Below are 23659 nucleotides of genomic sequence, written 5' to 3'. Positions count from 1 at the left end.
GATGAAACAGCCGCTATCGCTGGATGAGGCGTGGCGGCTGATTCGAGACCTTCCCTAGAGCAGGTGCGGTTTTTACTGGATTTGCCCAGCACCCGCGAACTTGCTCATCAGGAAGCTGGCGAACTCTTCAACGGTCATTTTCTGGCCGTTGAAATCCACCTGGTTGTTGGCGTAATGCAGCTTGGTGACGATGTCATTACCGTCCAGTTTCGCCAATTGCGAACCCACCGCCATGCCGCTGAACATGTCCGCCGTGGCAGTCGCCTGATCGGCAATCAGCTTTGCGTCGGTCTGGCCGTCGATTTGCGATTGCACAGTGAGCACATCTACCAGCATCGGCTTGGATACTTTCAGATTGAAATCCAGCAGCGCGATCAACTGCCTGACCAACTGCTCTGTCGGCAGATCAATGGCTTGAGGTTTGGTCAAATCAAGCACGAGGCTGGCGCGGCTTTCACCGTTGGCGGTATTGATCGACAGGTTTTCCAGGGCAACCTGTGGACCGGCCGCGAGGAGTTTTTCCAGGCTGGATTTGAGCAGCGCCTCTTCAGCCTCGCTCAGCTTCAGTTCCGGTGCCGGCAACCCGGCCGCTGTCGCTTCCGCAGCCGCTCGTTCGTACGGCTGCAGCCTGGTCTGGTAAACCTGCATCAACGACATGGTTGCCGGGATGTCGAGGTTCTTCAGGCTCATCGCCAATGCCGCAGAACCGATGGTCTTACCGTTCAGGGAGACTTCGGCCACCTTGTAATCGGCCCGCCCGGAAGCGCTGGTCCCCGATTCTTCGGTGAGGTTTTTCATTTCGAATTTCTTGAAGTCCAGCACTGACTGTTTTACGCCAAACGTCGACTTGCCGCTGGCCAGTTCCAGGACGTTCTCGCCGCTGTAGAACCCGTAGGTGCTTTTGGTCAGGTTGCTGGCCAAAGTCAGGCCGTTCAACTCGACCTGCACCGGCGCCTGATCTTCGGAAACGGTGATCACTTTCAGGCTGTCCATGTAGCCGTCAGCCTTGACCTTCTTTGCTTGGGCACTGGCTGAGACATCCATATTCAGGCCGGAGAACTTCATGCTCGATTTGTCATCCAGCGCCATTTCCAGCGGCTGCAATTCGAGAGTGCCGTTGGTGGAATTGTCGTAACCGATATTGACCACACCGGTCAGCGGCGATTTGTCTTTGGCGGCGGCGAACCACTTCTCGGTCAGCGGGGTTTTTTCCAGTTCGTAGTGACTGGTCGCCATGACTGGCAGCCATTTCAGCGATATCAATCGCGAGAACGGCAGCGGGCCGTGCTCGATATGATCGACGAACAGCAACTCGATCGGCGCTTCGCCGAACATTTCACCTTCGCCCTTCACTCGGTAGTGCGCGGTACTGCTGAATACATGACGTTCCAGCGAGACCAGCTCCAGCGACGCAGTGCCGTTGGACCCAACCATGGCCGCTTGCAGTTCCTTGTTGGCATCGCCAATGGAGGTGTTCAACACACCTTCGATTTTGGTGCCGGTGAACCAGGCTCCGCCTGCGCTGATGGCGCCAATGGCAACAACAATTCCCAGAAGCACGCCTGCTGATTTATTCATGTATGACCCGTTCAATGTCCGTTGTTGAAAATGTCGTCTTCCCTGAACCCTAGACGGGTTGCGGCTCGACTGCGCAAAAAGTGGAATGCAGATTAGCACCAGGCGCGCTGGGCGACCCAATGATTAAAGGTTAAAGAGTGTCTTGGAATTTGGGGGGAACGTAGGGTCAGGAAAGATCGCAGCCTTCGGCAGCTCCTACGGAATTTTCGTCATTTCATGTAGGAGCTGCCGAAGGCTGCGATCTTGATGCGATCAGGAGTATTGGACTTCGATCTCATCGAGTTGATGATCGAAAGATTTCAGCCGCGCGGTCCAAGTATAAACCAGCACCTCGAAATCGCGATTGATCACCGCCCCACCCGTCACTTCGCCGCGCGGGTCGCAGAAATCCAGTTGATAGCGCTCACGAGCCATGGCCGTGGCGACATCGGCCAGTTCCCGGGCGTTACTGAGCCAGTGTCGGCCGTCGTCGTCGATTTGTTTGTCCAGTTCAAGGCACTGCTTTTTCAGGGTTTCGAGGCTTTTTTCCAGCGGTGTGCCAGTCAGTTCACCCATGACTTCCTGAAACGTGCGCCCCGGCTGCCAGTAGCTGCCCCAGAAATAGCGATCGAATACCGTTTCGACACGGCGCAGCGCAACCTTGGTGTCCCAGATCAACACCAGAGTCTTGCCTTGTTCGAGTTGTCTTTTTTTAATGCGTTGCGTCTGGACGGATGCCCAGGCCACCACTGCGACGGACATTACGGCAATCAGTGCGACGGCGCTGTCGAGGAACGCCAGCGCCTTGTCAATCTGCTGGGCCAGCATGATGCCGTAGAAATACGTGGCCGAGAGCAGCACCAGCGCCACGACGGCGCACCAGAAGCCGAGAGCATAAGGGTTTTTCATTATTGGTTTCCCCATGACCTGCGCGAGCCTTGTGTGAAGCAAGGGCGCTTTGCACGGGGCGCCCTTCCAACATTTCAAAGCATAGCAACGGCCTCAGGGTTTGCTGGCGTTAGATGCTTGCGTTCGTCCGCTTTCCCATCCGCCACCCAAGGCGAGGAACAAATCGATCTGACTCATGGCGACCTGGGTGTTCGCAGTGGCCAACTGCGCTCGCACATCAGTGTAGGTGCGGGTGGCCTGCAGGTCGGCCAAAAACGATGCGCGGCCAGCCTGGAAGAAGCGGTGCGTCTGATCGGCGGCCAATTTTGCCGATTGTTCGGCGTCTGCCAGCGCATCGCGCCGCTGAAGTAACGCGGAGTACTGAGCCAGACCGGTTTGAGTCTCGCGAATGGCGTTAAGCACCACGCCGTCGAAATGCGCCAGCGTTGCCTGGGTCACCGCCTCGGCTTCGCGGATTTTTGCCCGGGCGCCGTTCGTCGGCACAGTCCAGGTCAGCGACGGTCCAAAACCCCAGCGGTTGGTGGACGGCTCGCCCAGATTATCCAGGATACCGACGGTACCGATGGTCGCGCCGATGCTGATGTCCGGATACAACTGGCCGGTGGCGACGCCGATGGTGGCGGTTGCCGCAGCCAATCGCCGCTCGGCTTGCCGTACGTCAGGACGACGCTTGAGCAACGCGGCGCCATCGCCCACTGGCACCAATTGGGCGATTTTCGGCAGTTCGGCGCAATTCGCGGTGCCGGCTGGCAGTTGATCCAGCGGTTTGGCCAGCAACATCGACAAACGGAACAGACCCGCCTGGCGCGCCGCTTCATAGCGCGGCATGTCAGCGCGCAAGGATTTGAATTGGGTTTGCGAACGGGTGACCTGGGTTTCGTCCCCTCGCCCGGCATCGCGCAGTCGCTGGATCAGCGTAGTGCTTTGCGATTGCAGATCAAGAGAGTGCTGAGCAATTTCCCGCTCTTCATTGGCCGCACACACTTGGGTGTAGGCGCGGACCACGTCGGCCACCAAGGTGATGCGTGCCGTATCAGCGGCGGCCTGGGTCGCATCGGCATTGGCCTTGGCCGCCTCGATGCCACGCTGCAGCGTACCGAACAGATCAAACTGATACGAGGCACTGATGCCGATGTCACCGATGTTGGCCACCGGCACTTTTTCCGGCAGCAGGAACGCTTCGCCAGATTCCTGCAAACGCTGGGCGCCCATCTTCACGCCGCCACTCCAGCCACCCGCAGCCTCAGCCTGATCGACCTGAGCGCGAGCCCGCAACAGACTGGCCGCCGCCACGCGCAAATCGGTGTTGGAGGCCATGGCCTGCTGCACTAACTGGTCGAGTCGCGGGTCCTGATACAAGCGCCACCAATCGCTGGGGACGGGTGCCGACACCACCGTTTTAGCGTCGTGCGCCAGGTTGCCCTGCAAGTCTTCGCGGTGGACGGCGGCCGCTTCGGGCAAGTGATAATCCGGCCCGACCACCTGGCACGCCGACAGCAGCAGGCCTAAGCCTGCAACCGCTAAACCCGAGGCCTTGCTCATTGCTCAGGCTCCCGATTTTTGTCGTCGATAATCGAGACCGTCGCGGTGCGTCCGGCGATCATGCGAAAATCCGCCGGCACGTCATCGAAGGCGATCCGCACGGGAATTCGCTGCGCGAGGCGCACCCAGCTGAACGCCGGGTTGACGTTGGGCAGCAGGTTGTTGCCACTGGTGCGGTCGCGGTCTTCGATACCAGCGACGATACTTTCCACATGGCCGCGCAGGCGTGCGTTGTCGCCGATCACCCGAATGTCGACGCTCTGGCCGACATGGATGCCGTTCAGTTTGGTTTCTTCGAAATAGCCGTCGATGTGAAACGAGTTGCTGTCGACGACCGACAACACCGGCCGCCCGGCGCTGACAAACTCCTGGGCACGCGGGGCGCGGTCGTTGACGTAGCCGTCCACCGGGCTGCGGATTACCGAGCGATCAAGGTTGAGCTGCGCGCTGTCCACCGCCACCTGGGCTTCCATCAGCGCAACCTGTGCACGAGCCACGCGAGACTGGCTCTCCTCAAGCTGTTCGCCCGGCACCAGGTTGCCCAGACCCTTGTTACGCTTGGCTTCGCGCTGAGCTTGGGCCAGGGTTTCTTCACGGTCAGCGACCGCCGCTTTCGCCTGGCGCAGGGCCAGTTTGAAACGGTCCGGATCGATGCTGAACAGCACCTGGCCACGTTTGACCATCTGGTTGTCACGCACATCCACTTGCTGGATCAGCCCGGAGACATCCGGCGCGATCTGCACGATGTCGGCACGGATGTGCCCGTCACGGGTCCATGGCGCGAACATGTAATACATGACCATGCGCCAGACCACGACAACGGCGAAGCTTACGATCAACAGGGTCAACACCACACGACCCAAGGTTAAAAACGGTTTTTTCATGTCATCAGGTATCGACTGAGTGAATCCACGGCGCCCAGCAGCACGGCGTAGAGAGCCACGTTGAACAATGCCCGGTGCCAGACCAGACGGTAAAAGTGCAGGCGCGTCAGCACCCCGTGCACCAACAGGTAAATCACGTACGTAATGCCCATCAGCACCAGCAGCGTGGGCAGGAACACCCCGCTGATATCCAGATCACCGATCATAAAGGCGCTCCATCGATGCCATGGGGAAGCGGTTCTTCGACTTCGGCGGCGCCGACAAACTCAACGCCCGGCAGCAATGCCAGACGCAGGCCGCTCAAGGCGTGCAGCAAGTGCCTACGGGTTTCATCATCACCGGCACCGTTGAGGGCGCGGCGAGTGCGATCGAGGGTCATGAGCAACGGGCTCGGTGCCTGCAACCGTTCGCCAGCCTTGAGGCACGCCTTGAAATACTCGCCGACCTCGGCCACCACCTGACGCAACAACATTTGTGGCGTGCCGCAAACGCGTGGCAAATAGGCCAGCAAGTCCAGCAGGTTCAGCGCCACCCGTACTTCGCGCAGGGCGATGCCGGTGTCCTGGCCCGTCATGGCCAGACGCGGCAGATGCTGCATCAACCGGTCGAGCATCTGCACACCCAACTGGCGGTGTTCGGCCAGCGTGGCCGGCTCCGCAAGGCTGACGATGTCGCGCCAGCTGAAACGGGTCAGGCGCTTGGCGGCATATTCGGCACCAAACGGCCGGGCGATCAGAGTCCAGATGAACGCGAACAACAAGCCCATGGGGCCGGCGAGGTTGGAGTTGGCGAAGCTGAGGAAGTCCGCGTCGTAGGCGCCCTGAATACTGATGAAGGACGAGGTGTTGACCAACGTCAGCAGCATCCCCAGGTAAAACTGCGGCTTGACCGTCAGCGTGCCCACACAGATGAAGGGTACGGCGAAGGCCAGCACCAGCATCGGAAAATCATGCAAGTTGGGCAGGACCAGAAACAGATAAAGGCTGGCGAACACCACCGACATCGCCGTCCAGAAAAAAAACCGGTAGATCTGCGGAGCCGGGTCGTCCATCGAGGCGAAGAAGCTGCACGCCACCGCGGCCAGAATCACCGCGCTGCCACCATCGGTCCAGCCGAGCAGAATCCACAACACCGAAGCGACAATGATCGCGGTGACGGTGGAAGCGGCGGAGTAGAACATCAGGCCGCGATCCAGAAACGGTGTCAGCCGACCCAGGCGCCAGTGCCGATAGACCGCGCGCCAGTTGTCCTGGCTCTCGCACTGAATGGCGTATTGCAGGCTTCGGCAGTCCTGCCACAAATCGATCCATTCGCCGAGGCGGTAGATGGCGTTGGAAAACAGCAGTTGCTTGCGATCATCCAGCGCTTGCGGCTCGGGCTGCAGGGCATCGAGCTGGTCTTTCAGCGCACGCCAGCGGTCGAGATCCGCATCTTTATGGTCGAGCCATTCAGTGGCCGCCGCCAGCAACGGCGAGAACTTATCCACAAGCTCGGGAGTGCGTCGTTCCAGCGCATACAATGCGTCGTCGAGGGCATCGATCACCGGCAGCAAGTGAATCATTCGTCCGCGCAACTCCTTGGTGTTGCGCACGGTTTGCGGAAGCGAGCCCTCGTGGGACAACTGTCCGATCATCAGTTCCAGGCTGTTGAAGTTCGCGACCATCGACATGCGCAGCGCACTGACTTCATCAGGCTTCACGTCGCGGTTGAGAAATCGCAGGCTGTAGTTCGATGCATCGGCGAACCATTTGCTCACCGAATCATTGAACACCGGCGCCAGACGACGGGGCCAGAACATTGCGCCCATCACGGCTGCCACGGCGATGCCGAGGAAAATTTCTTCAGTCCGCGCTTCCGCCACATCCCACACCGCCAAGGGGTTATTCACCACCGGCAAGGCAATCAGCGGCAAGGTGTAACCGGCCAGCATCAAGGCGTAGTTGTTGGCGGTACGCAAATGCAGCGACAGAAACAGCAATGTCCCTGTCCATAGCGCAATCACCACCACCAGAATGTAAGGACTCTGGACGAACATCGGCACGAACAAAACCGCCGCTGCAGCGCCGACAAAGGTACCAATTGCACGGTACAACGCCTTTGACGTGGTGGGGCCGAGGAACGGGTTGGAAACGATGTACACCGTGGCCATCGCCCAATAAGGACGCGGCATTTGCATGAGCAGCGCGATGTACAGCGCAATCATCGAGGCGGCGAAGGTGCGTACACCATAGAACCAGTCCCGCGCCGGGGGCATGCCAGAGAAAAATCCGTTCAAGGGTTGCCCACCGATGGCGGCGTGGCCGCTTCAAATGCTCTCAATACCCGCAGCGTAGCTTCCAGATCACTTGGGTCAATGCCGTCCAGGACCACATGGCGCAAGCGCACCAGCTCGATTTCAACCGTTTGAACCAGCTCGCGACCGGTTTCAGTCAGGCTCAGGCATTTGGCACGCCGATCCTGCGCATCTTCGGTGCGGCAAACGTAGCCGCCATGGCACAGTTGATCGAGCAGGCGCACCAGTGACGGACTCTCCATTCCCGCCGCGTGAGCCACCGTCACCTGACGCACGCCCTCGCCCAGCCGACCGATCATCAGCAACGGTACGGCGCAAGCTTCGGAGATTCCATGGTTGGCCAGCGTGGTCTGGCAGATTTTGCGCCAATGCCTGGCGGCCACCACCATGGAACTGCTGATGTTCATCTGGAGAATGTCGAGGGGATCGGACACGAGGGAAAACACACACTGTTAGTTTGCTAACTATCAATATGGCATTGGAGGGGATTTATCGTCAAGTTTTGAAACAAATTTGAGCGCCGCATCTGGATGCCTATAGGTCATCCAGTGACACTGGAATCGGTGTCTCGTCACGACGAGAACGAACGATCTCCGCCAACTCCAAATCATCAAGGCGCTCCATCATGGCCTCAAAAACATCGGCTGGAACCATGTAACCCATGACGCGATTGTGATTGAGCACCGCAACCGGTCCCCCATGGGCACCATTCAAAACAGCCGATGGGTTTTTCTTCAACTCCGAGACGCTAACGGCCATATCGGCCAATACACTCTGCATAATTAAGACCTCAAATAAGGTCTTAATTCCGGTCTATTACCAGTGATCGAGCAAACCGCCATCCATCAGAAAAATTAAACCCCGCGCCCCTTCCTCAACAGCACATCCAACTGATCCACCACCTCCGCCCAATCCGCATCATCCAGAATCTCGGCTCGCAGCAAATCCGCCTGGCTCTTGTTCCAGAAGAACGCATCCGCAAGATGCAAATCAGGCTTGAGCGGTGAATGGGTGGCGATGAATTTGTCGATGCTCTCGGCGTCGTCGGCCAGGCCGAGTTGTTTGAACAGGGATGGGAGGCTGTGTGTTGGGTTTTCCATGTTGGACTCCTGTGGTCAATTTTGCGAGCGCTGCGCGGTCATCGCGAGCAGGCTCGCTCCTACAGGGAAAATGTGACTCTCTGTAGGCGCGAGCCTGCTCGCGGACGCAATGCCATGAACATCGCCAAACTCAATGACTCAACTCCCGCACTTCAGCATGCGGCACCATTTTCAAAAAGTCCGGCATGTTCATGTGCAGCAGATTGGTGTGATTACCCGCCTCCAGATAGATGTCTTTTTGCCGGGTCAGCAACGGATCGATCACCACATCCAGCCCATAGGCCTCACCCAGCGCCGGCACGGCGCCGCGTTCGCAATCGTCGAACAGGTGCGGCAGATTGCTTTCCCGGGAGACCTGCCATTCGCCGCTGCTGCGGACCTTGCTCAGGTCCAGGTGACGGCTGGCGGGCAGCACCGCCATCAGGTAATGACCATGGTGGTCATCGAGGATGACCGACTTGGCCACCCGTTCCGCCGGAATACCCGCGACCCGCGCCGTTTCCAGGCTGCTGGCCGAATGCGGGTGAGTGACGATGTCATATTCGCATTGCGCCTTTTCCAGGCTGCGTTGCACGGTTCTTGCCATACGCATGATGCACCTCGGTGCCCGCCACAGTTTCTGGCGGACGATGGTTTAACACTTTTTACCGTACTGAAAGTCTAGGCCCGCTGGCCGGTGGCAGCGGGAAATCCGCTCATCGGACGCCGCTATCATTTGAGCAAAATTCATACAAGCCCCGGCTCAACTAAACTGTATTCATAGTCACCTCCACGACTCTCCCGGAGGGTCAAGTGAACACGCGTTGTTGTACCGTTGCGCTGCTGTTGGCGTTGGCGTTGGCGTTGAGCGGATCGACGTTCGCCGCAGACACGGTTGTCTTGCTGGCTCCCAACCCGGTCGGGATCTGGCTGATCACCTTCGGCATCGCTTTTCTGATTGCCGAAGCCGCCCTGCCCAATTACGGCGTGATCGGCTTGGGCGGGATCGTGATGTTCGTGATCGGCGCGGTGATTCTGACCAACACCGACGTGCCTGTGCCGTTGATGATCGGCTTGGCATTGCTCAGCGCTTTGCTGCTTGTTTTTCTGGTGATACACGCCCTGAAAACCCGACCGCGGCACACGGTCAGCGGTGATGCCGGGCTGGTCGGCAGCGAAACGCCGGTCACATCAGTGCAAGTCGGCAACGCCTGTGGCGGCTGGGTGCACCTGCAAGGAGAACAATGGCAAGTGCTCAGCACAACACCGCTGCAACCCGGTCAACGGGTGCGGGTGGTGGCGCGCCAGGGCCTGCTGCTGCAAGTGGCCGCGGCTGACGCGGCGCCGGGCGGAGAATAGACATGGGTGTGCAACTGGGTATGGTCGCGCTGCTGTTATTGCTGATCGCATTGGCGGGATCGACGTTCCGTATCCTGCGCGAGTATGAGCGCGGGGTGGTGTTCCAGCTTGGGCGTTTCTGGCAGGTCAAGGGACCCGGCCTGATCCTGCTGATTCCAGTGGTCCAGCAAATGGTCCGGGTCGATTTGCGCACCGTGGTGCTGGACGTGCCGTCGCAAGACGTGATCACCCGCGACAACGTGTCGGTCAAGGTCAATGCAGTGCTGTACTTTCGCGTGCTCGATCCGCAGAAAGCGATCATTCAGGTCGAGGATTTCTTCGCCGCCACCAGCCAACTGGCGCAGACCACGTTGCGAGCGGTGCTCGGCAAGCACGAACTCGACGAACTGCTCGCCGAGCGCGAGCGCTTGAACCTGGATATCCAGCAAGTGCTCGACGCTCAGACCGATGCGTGGGGCATCAAGGTCGCCAACGTCGAAATCAAGCACGTCGACCTCAACGAATCGATGATCCGCGCCATCGCCAAACAGGCCGAAGCCGAACGGGAACGACGGGCCAAGGTGATCCACGCCGAGGGCGAACTGCAAGCCTCGGAAAAACTCATGCAGGCGGCAGAAATGCTCGGGCGCCAGCCGGGGGCCATGCAGTTGCGCTACATGCAGACCCTCAATTCGATTGCCGGCGACAAGAGTTCGACCATCGTCTTTCCCCTGCCGATTGAATTGCTCAAGGGCATGGCGGATTTGTCGTCGAAACCTTGAATGGTTTTCAGCGTTGCGCCGTCAGCGGATAGACCGATTGCCACCCGCCGCCCAACGCCTTGTACAACCCGACCGCGGCCAACGACACGCCGGTCGAACTCTCAACCCACTGCTCCTGCGTGGCCAGCAAGGCGCCTTGCACGGTCAGTACAGTGACGAAATCCACCACACCCTCAACGTATTGCTGTTGTGCGGTTTGCAAGGCGATACGGTTCTGGCGCACCGCTTCAGCGAGGCTGTCGCGACGCAGCTGACTGGCGTTGTAGCTCGTCAGTTGATCGTCGATTTCATGCCAGGCGCGCAATACGGTTTGCTGGTATGCGATGGCCGCTTCTTGCTGCTGCGCTTCGCGCAAATCAAGCACACCGCGCAAGCGTCCGCCGTCGAACAGCGGCAGGCTGAATTGCGGGCCGATGCCGAATGAGCGCGAACCCCAGGAGCCGAAATCGCTCAGCTGCATGGCTTGTGAGCCGATGTTCCCCGACAAGGTGATGCGCGGGTAAAAATCACCTTTGGCCACGCCGATGCTCGCAGTGGCGGCATGCAGACGCGCTTGGGCCTGACGAATGTCCGGACGACGTTCGGCCAGTTGCGACGGCAGGCCAATGGCGACCTGACGCGGCGTTTGCGGCACCGGCGCGTCTGTGGATAACTCTGCCGCCAGCGCTTGGGGCGGCTCACCCATCAACAGGCTCAAGGCGTTGATCAGTTGCGATTGGCGTTGCTCCAGCGCCGGCAGGCGCGCTTCGATGGCTGCGACTTGTGCAGCGGCTTCGGCGACGTCCAGATCGGTGGCGACACCATCGGCCAGGCGCAGCTGCGAAAGCTTCAGGCTGTGGCGAGCGACGTCGAGGTTCTGTTCGGTCACGAGCCGGGTGTTTTGCACGCCGCGCAGCTGAATGTAGTCCTGGGCGGTCTCGGCCAGCACCGACAACAGCACCCCGCGCCGGTCGTTCTCCGCGACTTCCAGGGTGGCGTCGGCGGCTTCGGTTTCGCGGCGTACCCGACCCCAGAAATCCAGCTCCCAGGAAGCTGAAAAACCGCCATCCCACAGGTTGAACGCGGAATCGCCGTTATGGCCGGACGGATCGTTCAGCCCTTCGCCACTGTTGCGTTTGCGTGCGTAACTGCCGCTGGCGGCGGTATTGGGATAACGGTTGGCGGTGTTCACCTGGCGCACGGCGCGGCTTTGCTGCAAGCGGCTGCTGGCCAGCTTCAGGTCGAGGTTGTCGGTCAATGCGCGCTGGCTAAGGTCCGAGAGTTTGGGATCGTTGAACACCTCCCACCAGCGCTCGCCCAAGGACTCGGCGATGGCTTGGCTGGGTCCGCTTCTGGCGGGCTTGGACCATTCGGAAATTTTCGGCGCATCAGGTTTCTGGAAATCCGGGCCGACGGTGCAGGCGCTGAGACTGATGGCGAGCAAGGCACCCAGGACTGGTCGCGCCTGATGACCCCTTCGCGAGCAAGCCCGCTCCCACAGGTGAATGCGGTCAACGGTAGGAGCGAGCCTGCTCGCGATGACGTCAGCACGATCAACGTAGCTCATCGCTGCGTCACCTCGCGCGCAGACGTCACCGAGCTGACGGTATCGATACTCGCCTCAACCGACATCCCCACCCGCAAGCGTTCAGCCAATGGCTGCCCCGGTTCCAGCACGATCTTCACCGGAATCCGCTGCACCACCTTGGTGAAGTTGCCGGTGGCGTTATCCGGTTTAACCGCAGCGAAGGTAACCCCGGTGGCCGGCGCAATGCTCTCGACCCGACCACTGAGCGCCGCGCCCCCGAGACTGTCGACGCGCACTTGCACCTGCTGCCCTGGCTGCACGTCGGTCAGTTGAGTCTCCTGAAAGTTGGCCATCACATAAGCCTGAGCCAACGGCACCACTGCGAGGATCTTGCTCCCCGGCACGACATAAGCGCCGACCCGCACCGCACGCTCACCGACCATGCCATCCTGAGGCGCAACGATCCGTGTGTAAGACAATTCATAGCTGGCCATTTCCAGTGCTGCTTGCGCCCGCTTCAATCCGCCTTCGGCAGCATCGCGTTGAGCGGCGAGGATCTCCACCTGTTTGCGCTCCGCCGCGAGCACGGCCGTGGCATTCGCCAGCCGAGCGCTGGCCTGGTCGATGCGCGTGCGCGCTTGCTGAGCGTTTTGCACCGTACCGGCACCCACGCCGGCCAAGTGGTTGTAGCGGTTCAGTTCATGCTCGGCGAATGCCATCTCGGCCTTGGCCGAAACCACCGACGATTGCGCTTGAGCAATCACCGAAGACTGCCGCTCAAGGGTCGCCTTGGCGTTTTGCAGTTGCGCCCGAGCGACCAGGGTTTCAGCGTCGGCAGCCTGGGCAGCGGCGCGCAGATCCCGGTCATCGATCAACGCCAGCAACTGCCCGGCCTTGACCTGCTGGTTGTCTTCGACCAGCACCTGCCTGATGAACCCGGCCACCCGCGGCACCACCAGGGTGTAGTCAGCCGAAACAAAGGCGTCATTGGTACTCTGCTGCGTGCGTTTACCGAACAGGTCAGGCACTGCCAGATAAAACAGCACACCGACGGCCAACGCGGCAGCCACTGCCACGGCGATTTTTTGCTTTGCTTGAGTCTTCATAAAAACCTTCAGTTTCCGTGGAGCAATCAGGTCGGCGCGCGTGGCGGATAAGTCCGCGTCGGCAGCCAGAAAATCAGCAGGATCAGCGTCACCGCAATGCCGGCCATGCACAGATAAAGATCCGAAGCCGTCAGCACCACCGCTTGTTCATGTATGCGATGGGCGAGGCCAGGGGCGTTGTCGTCGTTCAGGGGAGAATTGCCGAGACGGTCAACGAGCATCGTCGAATGGAAGTGCAGCCTCGACGTGGTCAGCACCTCAATCACGCCTGTGGCGATCACCGCCGACAGGCCTTTGACGGTATTGAACCAGGCCGAGGCGAACGGTCCCTCCATCGGGTTGATGCTGCCGGTGGACAACATCAGCAGCGGTAGCACTGCCATCGGTTGACCGAAGATTTGCAACCATTGCAGCACATAGAAATCGTCGCGAATCCACGCCGATGTCAACTGCGAACCACCGATGCAGGACAGCGCCAGCATGCTCAAGCCGATACCCAGCACCCAGCGACAATCGACCCAGCGAAAATTGCACAACGCCGCCACCAACGGCAGCGCAATCAATTGCGGCAGCGCCGCCAGTAGCATGATCGGCGCGGTCTGCACCGGGCGATAACCCTGGACCTGCGCCAGGTAACTGGACGGAATAATGATCACCGCCAGCAGCACTACCAGTACGCCGGCCAGGGTCAGCAAGGCGAACGACAGGTTACGGATGCCGAGCATCTGCATCTTGAAAAACGGAATCGGCTGCGACCATTCATTGATCAAGAACAGCACCAGCAACAACAGTCCGCCACTGAGCAACACGCAGATCAAATCGGACTCGAACCAGTCCAGTCGATTGCCCTGCAAAATGCCGATCACCAGCATGCAAATCGCTGGAAACCCCAGCAGCAGTCCGCGCCAGTTGAATTGCTTGAAACGCTCCAGCCGCAAAGGGTCCTGCGGCAGCCCATACGCCACGGCAACCATTGCAATCAGGCACGGTGCGATGATTTGCCAGAAGGTCCACTGCCACCCGACATACTCGGTCCACAACCCGGCCAATGGCGTTCCAAGGCCCGGACCGAACGTGGCGGTCAGGGCATAACCGGCCAGGCCATACAACTTCACGTTGGCCGGTAGAAAGCGCAGGGCGACGGTCATCAACATCGGCGGCAAAGCGCCGCCAGCCAGGCCTTGCAAGGTGCGCATCAGTAGCAGGCTTTCGTAATTCGGCGCAAACGGACACAGCACGCCCAAGAGGGTGAACAGGCTGATGGCGCACAAGGTGAACCGACGCAGCGAGAACGTCACCGCGCACCACGGCGCGAAGGCCATGGCGGCCACCGAAGTCGCGGTGTAACTGGCAACCAGCCAGGTGCCTTCGTCGTAGCCAATGGCCAACGCGCCGCGAATATCGGCCAGGGCGACTTTGGTCACCATCTCGTTCAGACCCGACACCAGCACCGCCAGCAACACGCCCACCAGGCCAATGATGATGCGCGGGCCGAAGACTTGCGCCGAGGGCGCCGAGCGGGTCGCGATGACTGGCGTCGGGACCGTGAGGGAAGTCATTACTGCGAGCTCCGGAAGGAAAGTACCGGAAGCATTTTAGGAAGGGTGATGCCTGACGAAAATCAACTTCTCGGCAGCTTATAAATGCACCAGACGCAACAATACAAACCCTGTAGGAGCAAGCTTGCTCGCGATGGCGCCAAGCCAGTCGATGAAGATGTGCCTGCGCAGCCCTCATCGCGAGCAGGCTCGCTCCTACAGGGATTTGGGCAGGATTTCAAACGGGTTGCGCGGCGAGCCACGTCTCATCGCAACACGCCTTGACCGTTTCGCGCATCCACCGATGGGCCGGGTCCTTGTCGAAACGTGGGTGCCAGGCCTGGGTCAGCATCAAGGTCGGCAACGGGATCGGCAGGTCAAAGGAGCGCAGCTTCAATCCCAGCCGTCGCACGCTCAACAATGCTTCCTTGGGTACCGGCAGAATCAGGTCCGAATCGGGCAACGCGAACATTGCCGCATGGAAACTCGGCGCAATCACTGCCACCCGACGCTCCAACCCCAGTGCATTGAGTGCGGTATCGATCGGCCCTCGCGCGATACCGCGTCGGGACATGCTGATATGAGAAAATCCGGCATACCGTTCTGCAGTGATTTCTTCATCAAACAGCGGATGATCCTCACGCACCAGGCCAACAAAGTGCGTGGAAAACAAATTCTGCACTTTCACTTCCGGCGTCAGCGGCCGGGTGTTGCTGATGCTCAAATCGATGCGCCCCTCACGCAGCGCCTCATCGTCGCCATCACCCTCAGGCACAAAACGCAACTCACAGTGCGGCGCCTGCCGGTCGAGGGTATCGAACAACTTACCGCCGTAAACGCCGACAAAAAAGTCGTTGGCCCGAATACTGAACCGCCGCCGCAATGAGCCCAACTCCACCGCATCGGCCGAACGAAACAGCAACGCCGCCTGCTCCACCACACTGCGCACCTGCTCGCGCAACTCCAGCGCCTTGGGCGTCGGCACCAGGCCTCGCCCGGCACGTACCAGGATCGGGTCGCCGATGGCTTCGCGAATGCGTGTCAATGTCCGGCTCATCGCCGCCGGGCTGAGGTTCATCCGCCGCGCAGCGCCCACGACACTGCCCTCGTCGAGCAAGGCGTCGAGGGCGATTAGCAGGTTCATGTCTGGCAACTGCATCGCGAGCACTCATGACTGATCAGGGTTGATTCACACGCAATGCTAGCAGATCAAAAGATCGCAGCCTTCGGCAGCTCCTACAGATGTACGCAGATCCATGTAGGAGCTGCCGACGGTTGCGATCTTTTCCCAACCCGACACAAAATCAACGGATCACCGCACCATCCCCCACCGCTTCACCGTTACCCGCTCCAACGAATCAAACACCAGGTTCTCCACCAGCAACCCGATCAGGATCACTACCGCCAACCCGGCAAACACCTTGTCGGTGTACAGCTCATTGCGATTCTGAAAGATGTACCACCCCAACCCGCCCTTGCCGCTCGTCGCACCAAACACCAGCTCGGCCGCGATCAAGGTACGCCAGGCAAACGCCCAACCGATTTTCAGGCCGGCGAGGATCGACGGCAGTGCTGCCGGAATCAGGATGAACAGCACAAAACGCATGCCCTTGAGACCGTAGTTACGCCCGGCCATACGCAGGGTTTCCGAGACGCCGAGGAAGCCGGCGTAGGTGTTCAGCGCCAAGGCCCAAAGCACCGAATGCACCAGCACGAAAATCAGGCTGTTCTGCCCCAGCCCAAACCACAGCAGCGCCAGCGGCAGCAGCGCAATGGCCGGCAACGGGTTGAACATCGAGGTCAGGGTACTGAGCAGGTCTCGTCCGAATTGAGTCGACACCGCCAGCGTGGTCAGGCCAAACGCCAGAACGATGCCGATCAGGTAACCCTTGAGCAACACCACTAATGAAATCCAGACTTTGCCGAGCAATTCACCGCTGAGCATACCCTCGTATAAAGCGTGAGAAGTCTGCAAAAAACTTGGCAACAGCAGGTCATTGTTCTGATAGCGGGCAACGGCTTCCCAAAGCACCGCCAGCAAAATCAGGATCAGGCTTTTACGCAGCCAGCCTTGTTGCCACAGGCGCTGGCCAAGCGGCAGTTCGCGCTCCAGCGGCACGCTGGTCAGCGGCTGCAACAGCGTTTCGAATTCTTCACGCGGGGATGATAAATGGCTCATCGGGCCCTCCTCTCAACTGGCTCAATAAGCGATACGGATGTCGGCAAAATCCAGCTCGTGCTCGGTTTGCGGCGACTGGTTTTCATCGAACAGCAACCGATGGATGCGCCGCGCCGACTCCTGAAACGCCACACCGCCCAGGCTGTGCAAATCGTATTGATGGCTGTGGACCTCCGCCCTCACCCGGCCCGGATGCGGCGACAGCAACAGGATGCGGTTGCCCACCACCAACGCCTCCTCGATGGAGTGCGTGACGAACAACAGCGTGAAGCGCACCTCCTCCCAGAGCAGCAGCAACTCTTCCTGCATCTTGCGTCGGGTCAGGGCATCCAGGGCCGCGAAGGGCTCGTCCATCAACAGGATTTTCGGCTGCATCGCCAGCGCCCGGGCAATGGCGACCCGGGCCTTCATGCCACCGGACAAGGTGTGCGGATAGGCATCGGCAAACGCCGCCAGTCCGACCTTTTCCAGATAGTGCAGCGCCCGTTCTTCGGCGTCCTTGCGTTTGAGGGTTTTCGATGCCAGCAGCGGGAACATCACGTTCTGCTTTACGGTTTTCCACGGCGGCAGTTGGTCGAACTCCTGGAACACCACGATCCGGTCCGGTCCCGGCGCATCGACGCGCTGGCCTTGCAGACGGATCTCGCCTTCCACTGGCTGAATGAAGCCTGCGGCGGCCTTGAGCAACGTCGACTTGCCACAACCGGACGGGCCCAGAAGGACAAAGCGGTCCGCCGGATCGATCTCGAAACTGACTTGATGCGTCGCCCGCACCACGCGCTGCGGCGTGCGGTATTCCAGGCTGACATTATCGACCGACAGCAGCGCTTGGGCTGCCGCGATCGGTTTGCTGACCGTGTGGCCTTGCAAAGGGGCGTTCATTTCAGTCAGCTCCCTTGCAGCGGTTTGGCGTCCTGGAAGAAGTAATCCTTCCATGAGTCCGGCTTGTTTTTGATCGCGCCGACGCGGTACAGGAACTCGGCCAAAGGGTAAGTATTTTTCGGCGTGACGCTGAATTCGAACTGCGGGTTGTCGATGATTTTCAGCAGCTCGGCGCGATCGATTTTGGCCTTGGTGACGCGAATGTAAGTGTCGGCCGCGGCGCCTTTGTCGTTCTGCGCAAATTGCGCCGCTTCTGTCAGCGCATCGATAAACGCCTTGTAGGTTTTCGGGTTCTCATCACGGAATTTTTCGGTGGCGAACAGTACCGTCGGCGAGTTCGGGCCGAGCAGGTCATAGGTGTTCAGCACCACATGTACGTTGGAATTGGCCAGCTCCTGATCCTGGAACGGCGGGTTGGAGAAATGCCCGCTCAGCTCTGTGCCGCCGGCCACCAGCGCGGCTGTCGCGTCGGGGTGCGGAACCGCGATGGTGTACTTGTCGAGACGGTTGAACTCCTTGTCGCCCCACTGCTTGGCAGCCGCGTACTGCAGGAAGCGCGACTGCACCGAAACGCCGACCGCCGGTACCGCGATGCGGTCCTTCTCGGTGAAGTCGGCGATGGTTTTGACCTTGGGATTATTGCTCACCAGGTAGTACGGGAAGTTGCCGAGGGAAGCCACGGCTTTGACGTTCTGTTTGCCGTGGGTACGATCCCAGATAGTCAGCAACGGGCCGACACCGGCGCCGGCAATATCGATCGAGCCCGACAGCAACGCATCGTTGACCGCTGCACCGCCCGAGAGCTGGGTCCAGTCGACCTTGATGTCGATACCTTCCTGCTTGCCGTACTTCTCGATCAGGTTTTGATCGCGTACCACATTGAGGAGCAAGTAAACGATGCCGAACTGTTCGGCAATGCGGATTTCACCCTCGGCGTGGGCCACGGTCGGCGCCACCAGGCTGCCGGCGATCAGGCTGAACCCCAGGCCGATTGCGGCGGCCAGCGGTGCGAATGGAAGACGTTTGGACATGATCAGATCTCCGACAAATCAGAAAGGCGCGTCGCCCTGGATGGTGGTGCGATACAGCTTGCGGCGCAGATGGCTGGGGCATCCGGCGGCGAGGTGGATCAGCGAACGGTTGTCCCAGAACACTAGGTCGTGGGGCTGCCACTGATGTCGGTAGATGTTTTGCGGCAACACGCTGTGGGCATAGAGCTCGGTCAGCAGTTGCTGACTCTCGTCTTCCGGCAAGCCAACGATGCGGGTGGTGAACCCTTCGCTGACGAACAATGCCTTGCGGCCGTTTTCCGGGTGGGTGCGCACGACCGGATGGACGACTTCAGCGACCTGGGCGAGTTGCTCCGGCGTCAGGGTCGGGCGCCAGTTGCCTTCGAATTTGGTCTCGCTGTAACGCGCCGTGTAGGAGTGCGCCGCCGAGCGCCCTTGCACCGCTTTGCGCAACGCGAGCGGCAGGCTGTCCCAGGCTTTGTGCATGTCGGCGAACAATGTGTCGCCGCCTTCTGACGGCAGCTCCTGGGCATGCAGCATCGAGCCCAGGCTTGGCAGTTCTTTATAGGAGAGATCGGAGTGCCAGAACTTCCCGGCATCGCCGAGGCCGATGTTTTGGCCGTTTTCGACGATGTTGGAAACGATGAGGATTTGCGGGTGGTTGACCAACAAAAACTGCTTGAGCACATGGATCTGCAACACGCCAAACCGGCGGCTGAAATCAATGTGTTGCTCAGGAGTGATGCGCTGGTCGCGGAACACCACCACGTGATGATCCAGGTGCGCGCGGTGAATGCTGGCGAAATCCTGATCATTGATCGGACGGGACAAATCGAGACCGATGATCTCGGCGCCTACCGCTCCGTCAAACGGGCGGATGTCGAAAAACTGTGGCGCGATACTTGGCGAAGCTGAAGCTGAAGACATAAATCACTCCCACGCACGGCACGCTCAAAGGCGCGCGCGTCGATCAGAAACTCACGGATGTCCCGTGTTGGTTCGTGTCGTGCGGCGCGCCGATTGGTCGGCAGGTACGCAGGGGATTAACTTTATAGGTATAAGAAACTTAATTTAAATACCGTTAACGAATAACGATATTGCATTTTCACTGCGTCCTTGACGACTGCCATTGCCCAGGTAATCCGCTATCCGGCCCAGTCAATTGCTTCGCTGTAAGGCGTCTGCAAATCCCGCTCCGGGATTTCCCAGATAATCAGCTTGGGTGGCGTTTGTTTGAATGCCGGGTTGTTGAAATAACCATTGGCACCACCAGAGAATTCGCCACCGTCCTTTGCAAAATTGCCGATCGGTGCACCCAGGGCCTGTTGCACAAAGCCGACGAAGTTGGAGTTGCGCGAGAATGAAGTGCCGATCAGCGCCACGTTCGGCAAGTTGTCGTCACCGAACAGGTCATCAAGGTTATCGTCGCCACCTTGGACTTGGGCAGTCTTTTCGCTTGTCTGGGTGGCGACCACGATTTCCGGCGTCGGTTGCCAGCTCACTGGCAGCCATTCGAGGCCAGCCAGGCGAACCAGATCGCCAGGGCGGCGCGCCGGCGCCTGCACCTTCACTTCAAATTCTTTATGCGGCGTGGCGCTGATGCCCATCAGTTGAACCTGCTTAGCGACAGCGTTGGCAGCCGCCGCCGATCCGGTTTCGCTCCAGTGAGTATCGGTGCGCAGGTAGGCCTCGGCACCCAAAGGCTGCAACGTCGGCGCCAGGTCTATGGCGGCGATACCCGCCTGGTTCAAGCCTTCTACCCATGCCTGGGCACGCGCCTGTAACTGCGTCGGGCGACGCAGATCACACAGTTGCGCGCTGGCGATTCGACTCTTGTCCGGTACCACCGCCACCAGCAGCGCAATACCGCGTTTGGCCAATCGTTGCTGGACATCACGTACGACATCGGCCTTGGTCACTGCATTGGCCTGGGCGTGGCGGTTGATGCGCATCTCGTCAGTCAGGAACAACCAGTGCTCACAACCGGAGCGTACCCGCGGACCGGTATCGTGCAGCAACAGCCAGCTGCCGCCACGCTCAAGGTTCGCAGCCAGCTCCGGCACCACGGCCTTCGACAGTTGCTTGGCGATCTTGTGGGTCACCTCGCCGTGCAGCACGTCGTCCATCGTCAGCTTTGGCGGCAGCATCTCGACCTTGCCACTGAGCAACAGCCACGCGCAGGAAGCAAAGCCAACCGCCAGGAACGTGACAAATGCAACGCCCGCCATCTTGCTGATGCGGGCATTGAATTCGCTTGGAGGAACCGGGACGTGGGATGAAGAGGACATGTGCGCGGCCATCAGAACTGGAAGTACAGGAAGGGTACGGCTTCACGACTCGCGATCAACGCGAACGAGAGCAGAAAACCCGCCACCGGCCACAAGGCCGCCATTGGTGCATAGAACCCATAGCCGCCAAACCGCTGCTCATAACGGCCGTGCAACAGCGGCGCAACGATGCACACCACTGCGAGCAAGGCCGCAAGACCATGCACCGGACGCAGGGTCACCGCCAGCGCATCGCCCAGGGCGAAGCCGTGCAGACCGAACTGGCCGGCGTACATGGACAACGCCGTATGGAAGTCAGGGGCACGGAACAAGGTCCAGGCAAGGAACACAAACAATAGCGTCAGAGTGTGCGACAACAAGGGCGGAATGCCTGGCAGGTTGGAGCGCGACCATAAGCGATCGAGGCACAACGCGATGCCATGGGCCGAGCCCCACAACAGGTAGTTCCAGCTATCGCCGCCATGCCACAAACCGGCAATGGCCATGGTCAGGAACAAGTTGCGATAGGTCTTCCAGGCGCCGTTGCGATTACCGCCCAGAGCGATGTACAGGTAATCGCGCAGCCAACTCGACAGCGACAGATGCCAGCGCCGCCAGAAGTCCTGAATGCTGCTGGCCAGGTACGGGCGGTTGAAGTTTTCCGGGAAGTGAAAACCCAGCATCAGGCCCAGGCCGATCGCCATCGCGCTGTAGCCGGCAAAGTCGAAAAACAGCTGCAGCGAATAGGCCAGACAGCCGATCCACGCATCGACAAAGGACGGATTTTCCAGATGAAAAGCGACGTCCACCAGTGGCGACAGAGTGTCCGCCACCAGCACCTTCATGCACATGCCGATCATGAAGCGCCGGGCACCCAGTGAAAAGTTCTGCCAACTGAAATAGCGTTGCGTCAGTTCACGGCGCACCCAGTCATAACGAATGATCGGACCTGCAATCGAGTGCCCGAACATCGAAATGTACGTCGCATAATTGATGAAGTTGCGCTCCACCGGCACCGTATGCCGGTGGACATCCACCAGGTATGAGATCGCCTGCAACACGATGAACGAAAGCCCTGCCGGTAGCGCCACCCGCTGCCACTCCAGCGGCATGGCGCCGTAGTAGGTGATCAGCTCGCTCCAGGTTCCGGCCAGGATGTTGGCGTACTTGTACCAACACAGCACAGCCGTGTTGAAGACGATCAATGCGATCAACAGCCGCACCCGGCCCTTTGAACCGTCCCGGGCACGGTCCACCAGCAGACCACCGACCCAAGCGACGATGGTCAACACCACGTGCAGAGTCAGGAACAGCGGACTCAGCCAGCCATAGAACAGCCAACTGCCGATCAGCAGGATGACGTTACGCCAGGCGGGTTTGCCCAGGGCATACACCAACAGGAACGCAGGCAGAAACAGCGTCAGGAACTCGAGTGAGGCGAAGACCATGGCGGCGGCAGAATCCGATCAGTGAGACAAAGTGTCCGTGGCGTTCAAAAGACGCGGCCCGGTGGACGAAGGCACCAGCAGCACGCTGTAACGCTCGCCCGCCTTGAGCTCGCCCAAATCCAGCGGATTACCGACGTTGGCGTTTGCACACACCAGTTGCACCGACAGGGTTACCGGGTTGATCGACCGACGCTGCAGACTGTCGACAGGCACCGCCTTGAACAGGTCGGCAGTACGCCCGGCAGGGCGCAGGCTGGCATCGGGGCACCCGGCGTCGACGTTGAAGAACGCCAGCGACGCCTTCAGGCCGTTGAAGTCGTCCGGCTGCTCGCGCACCGCGACTTGCCGGATGCCATTACCGTCTGGAATCGCGACCACCGTGGCGAATTCCCCGGGTTCGATTTTCAGGTCCATGGCCAGTTTTTGTGCACCACTGACCAAAGTACCCTTGACCGGACTGCTCGCCTGCACCGGGAAAAACAGCGACACCGGTTGCGCCGCTTCCAGGCGCATCGGCGGCTGACCCGCCTGAGCAATCACGTCCAATGGCGCGGTGCTGGCGTTGACGAAGCGAATGAACGCTGCGTCTTCGCTGGGACCGGTGGGATACAACGCAACTTCTGCACTGGCAAGGGTGCTGATCACCAACACCGGGAGGGCGATTAGCGCTGCGGACAACTTGGTCATTTTTTGGCGTCCTTGACGGCAGGTGCTTCGAGCAATGCCTTGCTGATGTCCTGGCTCCAGGTTTTGTAACCGGGCGCGGTCAAATGCTGTCCGTCGACCGTGGCCCATTGGCCTGGCTTGGAGAACTGCAACGAGTCGATATAGCTGCAGGGTGCAACGTTGCTGGCGAGAAACTTGGACGTCATTTCGACGCGGGCAAACGTCTTGCCGTATTTGCCGCCTTCGGTTCCCCAGTTCGGTCCGACCCAGACACAGCGGGTCCCGTTGGCCGAAATCTCCTTGGTCAGCGCGGTGGTCTGCTGCCATAGCCAGGCTTTGGGAAACGCGGGTTTGGTGTAGCTGGCCATGGTGTCGCCCATGACAATCAGAACCAGGTCCGGCTTGTCGCTGGCCAGCAACTGGCTGATCGGCAAGGTTGCGGCTTTGCCTCCCAGCACAATGGTCTTTTCGCTGTCGCGGCGCTCGGCACCACCACAGGTGCCCGGCGTGGCTTTGAGCCAGTCGCCAGCATTGGCGCCACAAATCCCCAGGGTATGCACTTTCGCGCCCTGTGCTACCAGGTTGTCATGCAGGCTGGAAATCAGATAGTCAGGCGTCGCCAGGTGGCTGTCGCCAATCATCAGGATAGTCATGCCCGCTAAAATCGATGCT

The 23659-nt window shown here is 59.9% G+C and carries 24 protein-coding genes; 2 read left to right on the top strand and 22 right to left on the bottom strand.

The genetic code is table 11. The features are described from left to right. Positions 1 to 72: 72 nt before the first annotated feature. The 10 genes from QMK58_RS01560 to QMK58_RS01515 all read right to left on the bottom strand — a co-directional run bounded on the left by QMK58_RS01560 (position 73) and on the right by QMK58_RS01515 (position 8877). A complete protein-coding gene (locus QMK58_RS01560; protein WP_320395789.1) occupies positions 73 to 1578 on the bottom strand; it encodes a YdgA family protein in 1506 nt (501 codons plus the stop codon). Positions 1579 to 1830: 252 nt separating this feature from the next. Continuing rightward, positions 1831 to 2466 carry a hypothetical protein gene (locus QMK58_RS01555; RefSeq protein WP_053160672.1) on the bottom strand — a complete coding sequence of 212 codons (636 nt, stop codon included), beginning with the start codon at positions 2464 to 2466 and terminating at the stop codon, positions 1831 to 1833. 93 nt (positions 2467 to 2559) lie between these two features. Beyond that, entirely contained in the window at positions 2560 to 4008 is a 1449-nt protein-coding gene (locus QMK58_RS01550) for an efflux transporter outer membrane subunit (RefSeq protein WP_320395788.1), read from the bottom strand. After that, a complete protein-coding gene (locus tag QMK58_RS01545) occupies positions 4005 to 4892 on the bottom strand; it encodes an HlyD family secretion protein (RefSeq protein WP_053160670.1) in 888 nt (295 codons plus the stop codon). The genes QMK58_RS01550 and QMK58_RS01545 overlap by 4 nt, the downstream gene beginning before the upstream one ends. Then, positions 4889 to 5098, bottom strand: a complete 210-nt coding sequence (locus QMK58_RS01540; protein ID WP_053160669.1) for a DUF1656 domain-containing protein — start codon at positions 5096 to 5098, stop codon at positions 4889 to 4891. The genes QMK58_RS01545 and QMK58_RS01540 overlap by 4 nt, the downstream gene beginning before the upstream one ends. Further along, a complete protein-coding gene (locus QMK58_RS01535) occupies positions 5095 to 7167 on the bottom strand; it encodes an FUSC family protein (RefSeq protein WP_053160668.1) in 2073 nt (690 codons plus the stop codon). Before QMK58_RS01535 ends, QMK58_RS01540 begins: the two co-directional genes overlap by 4 nt. Continuing rightward, the gene (locus QMK58_RS01530) at positions 7164 to 7592 is read right to left on the bottom strand and encodes a MarR family winged helix-turn-helix transcriptional regulator (RefSeq protein ID WP_053160667.1); all 429 of its coding nucleotides are present in this window, start codon (positions 7590 to 7592) and stop codon (positions 7164 to 7166) included. The genes QMK58_RS01535 and QMK58_RS01530 overlap by 4 nt, the downstream gene beginning before the upstream one ends. Before the next feature lie 127 nt (positions 7593 to 7719). Beyond that, positions 7720 to 7965 (bottom strand): type II toxin-antitoxin system prevent-host-death family antitoxin, encoded by a 246-nt coding sequence (locus QMK58_RS01525; protein WP_053160666.1) that lies wholly within the window; start codon positions 7963 to 7965, stop codon positions 7720 to 7722. A gap of 74 nt (positions 7966 to 8039) precedes the next feature. Further along, entirely contained in the window at positions 8040 to 8285 is a 246-nt protein-coding gene (locus tag QMK58_RS01520) for a DUF2789 domain-containing protein (RefSeq protein ID WP_053160665.1), read from the bottom strand. Positions 8286 to 8415: 130 nt separating this feature from the next. After that, on the bottom strand, positions 8416 to 8877 hold the full coding sequence (locus QMK58_RS01515; RefSeq protein ID WP_053160664.1) for an aminoacyl-tRNA deacylase: 462 nt from the start codon (positions 8875 to 8877) through the stop codon (positions 8416 to 8418). A gap of 200 nt (positions 8878 to 9077) precedes the next feature. Here QMK58_RS01515 and QMK58_RS01510 point away from each other — a divergent pair, with 200 nt between their 5' ends. After that, positions 9078 to 9623, top strand: coding sequence for an NfeD family protein (locus QMK58_RS01510; RefSeq protein ID WP_053160663.1), 546 nt, complete (start codon positions 9078 to 9080; stop codon positions 9621 to 9623). Positions 9624 to 9625: 2 nt separating this feature from the next. Next, positions 9626 to 10384, top strand: coding sequence for a slipin family protein (locus QMK58_RS01505; RefSeq protein ID WP_053160662.1), 759 nt, complete (start codon positions 9626 to 9628; stop codon positions 10382 to 10384). A gap of 7 nt (positions 10385 to 10391) precedes the next feature. On the opposite strand, the gene QMK58_RS01500 is transcribed toward QMK58_RS01505, so the two are convergent. The 12 genes from QMK58_RS01500 to QMK58_RS01445 all read right to left on the bottom strand — a co-directional run bounded on the left by QMK58_RS01500 (position 10392) and on the right by QMK58_RS01445 (position 23628). Then, positions 10392 to 11930, bottom strand: a complete 1539-nt coding sequence (locus tag QMK58_RS01500; RefSeq protein ID WP_053160661.1) for an efflux transporter outer membrane subunit — start codon at positions 11928 to 11930, stop codon at positions 10392 to 10394. Continuing rightward, positions 11927 to 12997, bottom strand: a complete 1071-nt coding sequence (locus QMK58_RS01495) for an HlyD family secretion protein (RefSeq protein ID WP_320395787.1) — start codon at positions 12995 to 12997, stop codon at positions 11927 to 11929. The genes QMK58_RS01500 and QMK58_RS01495 overlap by 4 nt, the downstream gene beginning before the upstream one ends. 26 nt (positions 12998 to 13023) lie before the next feature. Then, positions 13024 to 14556, bottom strand: coding sequence for an MFS transporter (locus QMK58_RS01490; protein WP_320395786.1), 1533 nt, complete (start codon positions 14554 to 14556; stop codon positions 13024 to 13026). Between the two features lie 217 nt (positions 14557 to 14773). Then, a complete protein-coding gene (locus QMK58_RS01485; protein ID WP_053160658.1) occupies positions 14774 to 15694 on the bottom strand; it encodes a LysR family transcriptional regulator in 921 nt (306 codons plus the stop codon). Between the two features lie 153 nt (positions 15695 to 15847). Next, a complete protein-coding gene (locus QMK58_RS01480; RefSeq protein WP_053160657.1) occupies positions 15848 to 16714 on the bottom strand; it encodes an ABC transporter permease in 867 nt (288 codons plus the stop codon). Positions 16715 to 16735: 21 nt separating this feature from the next. Beyond that, a complete protein-coding gene (locus QMK58_RS01475; RefSeq protein WP_053160656.1) occupies positions 16736 to 17596 on the bottom strand; it encodes an ABC transporter ATP-binding protein in 861 nt (286 codons plus the stop codon). A 5-nt stretch (positions 17597 to 17601) separates the two neighbouring features. Then, positions 17602 to 18627, bottom strand: a complete 1026-nt coding sequence (locus QMK58_RS01470; protein ID WP_053160655.1) for an ABC transporter substrate-binding protein — start codon at positions 18625 to 18627, stop codon at positions 17602 to 17604. Between the two features lie 18 nt (positions 18628 to 18645). Further along, entirely contained in the window at positions 18646 to 19533 is an 888-nt protein-coding gene (locus tag QMK58_RS01465; RefSeq protein WP_053160654.1) for a TauD/TfdA dioxygenase family protein, read from the bottom strand. A gap of 218 nt (positions 19534 to 19751) precedes the next feature. Continuing rightward, on the bottom strand, positions 19752 to 20894 hold the full coding sequence (locus QMK58_RS01460; RefSeq protein WP_320395785.1) for an alginate O-acetyltransferase AlgX-related protein: 1143 nt from the start codon (positions 20892 to 20894) through the stop codon (positions 19752 to 19754). Between the two features lie 11 nt (positions 20895 to 20905). Continuing rightward, on the bottom strand, positions 20906 to 22321 hold the full coding sequence (locus tag QMK58_RS01455; RefSeq protein WP_053160653.1) for an MBOAT family O-acyltransferase: 1416 nt from the start codon (positions 22319 to 22321) through the stop codon (positions 20906 to 20908). Between the two features lie 18 nt (positions 22322 to 22339). Then, positions 22340 to 23008 carry a cell division protein FtsQ gene (locus QMK58_RS01450; protein WP_320395784.1) on the bottom strand — a complete coding sequence of 223 codons (669 nt, stop codon included), beginning with the start codon at positions 23006 to 23008 and terminating at the stop codon, positions 22340 to 22342. Continuing rightward, positions 23005 to 23628: an SGNH/GDSL hydrolase family protein gene (locus QMK58_RS01445; protein WP_320396511.1), complete on the bottom strand. Its 624-nt coding sequence runs from the start codon at positions 23626 to 23628 to the stop codon at positions 23005 to 23007. The genes QMK58_RS01450 and QMK58_RS01445 overlap by 4 nt, the downstream gene beginning before the upstream one ends. Positions 23629 to 23659 lie beyond the last annotated feature (31 nt).

The organism is Pseudomonas sp. P8_241, assembly GCF_034008315.1.
In the GTDB taxonomy this organism is placed as follows: domain Bacteria; phylum Pseudomonadota; class Gammaproteobacteria; order Pseudomonadales; family Pseudomonadaceae; genus Aquipseudomonas.
Note: the sequence above shows the minus strand (reverse complement) of the source record. Positions and strands in the feature narration are given on the sequence as shown.

Bases quoted from the DNA above. Each gene is read 5' to 3' on its own strand.
- QMK58_RS01560 (WP_320395789.1), bottom strand. From the start codon at position 1,578: ATGAATAAATCAGCAGGCGTGCTTCTGGGAATTGTTGTTGCCATTGGC.
- QMK58_RS01555 (WP_053160672.1), bottom strand. From the start codon at position 2,466: ATGAAAAACCCTTATGCTCTCGGCTTCTGGTGCGCCGTCGTGGCGCTG.
- QMK58_RS01550 (WP_320395788.1), bottom strand. From the start codon at position 4,008: ATGAGCAAGGCCTCGGGTTTAGCGGTTGCAGGCTTAGGCCTGCTGCTG.
- QMK58_RS01545 (WP_053160670.1), bottom strand. From the start codon at position 4,892: ATGAAAAAACCGTTTTTAACCTTGGGTCGTGTGGTGTTGACCCTGTTG.
- QMK58_RS01540 (WP_053160669.1), bottom strand. From the start codon at position 5,098: ATGATCGGTGATCTGGATATCAGCGGGGTGTTCCTGCCCACGCTGCTG.
- QMK58_RS01530 (WP_053160667.1), bottom strand. From the start codon at position 7,592: ATGAACATCAGCAGTTCCATGGTGGTGGCCGCCAGGCATTGGCGCAAA.
- QMK58_RS01525 (WP_053160666.1), bottom strand. From the start codon at position 7,965: ATGCAGAGTGTATTGGCCGATATGGCCGTTAGCGTCTCGGAGTTGAAG.
- QMK58_RS01520 (WP_053160665.1), bottom strand. From the start codon at position 8,285: ATGGAAAACCCAACACACAGCCTCCCATCCCTGTTCAAACAACTCGGC.
- QMK58_RS01515 (WP_053160664.1), bottom strand. From the start codon at position 8,877: ATGCGTATGGCAAGAACCGTGCAACGCAGCCTGGAAAAGGCGCAATGC.
- QMK58_RS01505 (WP_053160662.1), top strand. From the start codon at position 9,626: ATGGGTGTGCAACTGGGTATGGTCGCGCTGCTGTTATTGCTGATCGCA.
- QMK58_RS01500 (WP_053160661.1), bottom strand. From the start codon at position 11,930: ATGAGCTACGTTGATCGTGCTGACGTCATCGCGAGCAGGCTCGCTCCT.
- QMK58_RS01495 (WP_320395787.1), bottom strand. From the start codon at position 12,997: ATGAAGACTCAAGCAAAGCAAAAAATCGCCGTGGCAGTGGCTGCCGCG.
- QMK58_RS01490 (WP_320395786.1), bottom strand. From the start codon at position 14,556: ATGACTTCCCTCACGGTCCCGACGCCAGTCATCGCGACCCGCTCGGCG.
- QMK58_RS01485 (WP_053160658.1), bottom strand. From the start codon at position 15,694: ATGCAGTTGCCAGACATGAACCTGCTAATCGCCCTCGACGCCTTGCTC.
- QMK58_RS01480 (WP_053160657.1), bottom strand. From the start codon at position 16,714: ATGAGCCATTTATCATCCCCGCGTGAAGAATTCGAAACGCTGTTGCAG.
- QMK58_RS01475 (WP_053160656.1), bottom strand. From the start codon at position 17,596: ATGAACGCCCCTTTGCAAGGCCACACGGTCAGCAAACCGATCGCGGCA.
- QMK58_RS01470 (WP_053160655.1), bottom strand. From the start codon at position 18,627: ATGTCCAAACGTCTTCCATTCGCACCGCTGGCCGCCGCAATCGGCCTG.
- QMK58_RS01465 (WP_053160654.1), bottom strand. From the start codon at position 19,533: ATGTCTTCAGCTTCAGCTTCGCCAAGTATCGCGCCACAGTTTTTCGAC.
- QMK58_RS01460 (WP_320395785.1), bottom strand. From the start codon at position 20,894: ATGTCCTCTTCATCCCACGTCCCGGTTCCTCCAAGCGAATTCAATGCC.
- QMK58_RS01455 (WP_053160653.1), bottom strand. From the start codon at position 22,321: ATGGTCTTCGCCTCACTCGAGTTCCTGACGCTGTTTCTGCCTGCGTTC.
- QMK58_RS01450 (WP_320395784.1), bottom strand. From the start codon at position 23,008: ATGACCAAGTTGTCCGCAGCGCTAATCGCCCTCCCGGTGTTGGTGATC.
- QMK58_RS01445 (WP_320396511.1), bottom strand. From the start codon at position 23,628: ATGATTGGCGACAGCCACCTGGCGACGCCTGACTATCTGATTTCCAGC.